This is a genomic window from Nitrosovibrio sp. Nv17 (assembly GCF_900119085.1).
Taxonomy (GTDB): Bacteria; Pseudomonadota; Gammaproteobacteria; order Burkholderiales; family Nitrosomonadaceae; genus Nitrosospira.
Genome location: NZ_FPIQ01000055.1, coordinates 1 through 1,163, shown reverse-complemented (window position 1 = coordinate 1,163; position 1,163 = coordinate 1). Strand labels below are relative to the sequence as shown.

Below are 1,163 nucleotides of genomic sequence, written 5' to 3'. Positions count from 1 at the left end.
CTGACGGTGGTGGATGGCCCGCGAACCGACGTTTCCGACATCACCACCACGGCGTACGACAACCAGCGCCGGCCGACCCAGATCACCGACGCGCTCGGCAAGCTGACCAGGTTCGCCTACGACGCCGACGGCAACCGCATCCGCGTCTCCAGCCAGATCGGCGGCCAGTGGATGGTGGCCTGCAGCACCTATACCCCCACCGGCAAGGTGCTGAAGGCCTGGGGGCCAGGGCAAACGGCGGCGGATACCACCTGCCCCGCGGCATCCGCCCCGGTGCCGGTCACCGATTACAGTTACACTACCTACGACACGCCCTACCGCATCACGCAGAACCTGGGGCCTGGCGAAGGCGACAACCGGACGACCGAGTATTCCTATCACCTGGACGGGCGGCTCTACAGCGACACGCGCGCCATCGGCACGGTGTCGCCGCAGCCGTATGCCTACTACCTTTATACGAGCAACGGCCTGCTCGCCAGTGTCAAGGATGGCAAGAACAACCTCACCACCTACCAGTACGACGGCCACGACCGCCTGGCAAAGACGCTGTTCCCCGACAAGGTGACGCCCAATACATCTTCCGCCACCGACTACGAGCAATACGGCTACGACGCCAACGGCAACATGACCAGCCTGCGCGGGCGCAACGGGCAGAGCACGACCCTCGGTTACGACAATCTCGACCGGGTGACGAGCCGCAGCTACGCCGTTGCGGCCGACGACGTAGTGTTCGGTTACGACCTCCTGGGGCGGCGCACCGCCTCCGGATTTGTCGACGCCAGCCACACCGTCGTCCATGCCTGGGACAACGCCGGGCGCCTCGTCAGCGCCACGGTGAGCGGGTCCGGGTCCGGCATGGGCAGCAGCACGCTCGCCTACCAGTATGACCCCGCCGGCAACCGCACCCGCCTCGACTGGCCGGATGCCATATTCCACGTCACCACCGACTACGACGCGCTCAACCGCCCCACCGTCATAAAGGAACTGGGCACGACCAGTCTGGCCACCTACGCCTATGACGACCTCTCGCGGCGCACCACGGTGACGCTCGGCAACGGCACCACCACCAGCTACGGCTACGACGACCAGTCGGCGCTCTCCAGCCTGACGCACGACCTCTTGGGCACCGCCCACGACAACACCTGGACCTACACCCGCAACCA

General features: G+C 66.1%; 1 protein-coding gene. It reads left to right on the top strand.

Annotated features, from left to right (window positions below):
- On the top strand, positions 1 to 1,163 hold a 1,163-nt coding region (locus BT108_RS13285; protein WP_143142519.1), incomplete at both ends, for an RHS repeat domain-containing protein.